This is a genomic window from Acinetobacter sp. 226-1, assembly GCF_030329325.1.
In the GTDB taxonomy this organism is placed as follows: Bacteria; Pseudomonadota; Gammaproteobacteria; order Pseudomonadales; family Moraxellaceae; genus Acinetobacter; species Acinetobacter sichuanensis.
In genome coordinates this window covers 1-521 of the sequence record NZ_JACANU010000071.1, presented here as the reverse complement: position 1 = coordinate 521, position 521 = coordinate 1, and the positions used below count along the sequence as shown (strand labels likewise).

Here is a 521-nt window from a genome sequence, read left to right as displayed (position 1 = left end):
GAAACCGGTGCTACAGGCGAAACCGGTGCTACAGGCGAAACCGGCGCTACAGGCGAAACTGGTGCTACAGGCGAAACCGGTGCTACAGGTGAAACCGGTGCTACAGGCGAAACCGGTGCTACAGGCGAAACTGGTGCTACAGGCGAAACCGGTGCTACTGGTGAAACCGGCGCTACTGGTGAAACCGGTGCTACAGGCGAAACCGGTGCTACAGGCGAAACCGGCGCTACAGGCGAAACTGGTGCTACAGGCGAAACCGGTGCTACAGGTGAAACCGGTGCTACAGGTGAAACCGGTGCTACAGGCGAAACCGGTGCTACAGGCGAAACCGGTGCTACAGGTGAAACTGGCGCTACAGGTGAAACCGGTGCTACAGGCGAAACGGGTGCTACGGGCGAAACTGGCGCTACAGGTGAAACGGGTGCTACAGGCGAAACCGGTGCTACAGGCGAAACCGGTGCTACAGGCGAAACCGGCGCTACAGGCGAAACTGGTGCTACAGGCGAAACCGGTGCTACAGG

1 protein-coding gene is annotated in these 521 nt (G+C 59.7%); it reads left to right on the top strand.

Features of this window, described 5'->3' with window-relative positions; genetic code table 11:
* Positions 1 to 521, top strand: a 521-nt coding sequence (locus HX124_RS18140) for a putative sodium/potassium/calcium exchanger (RefSeq protein WP_286418752.1), incomplete at both ends; no start/stop codon positions are given.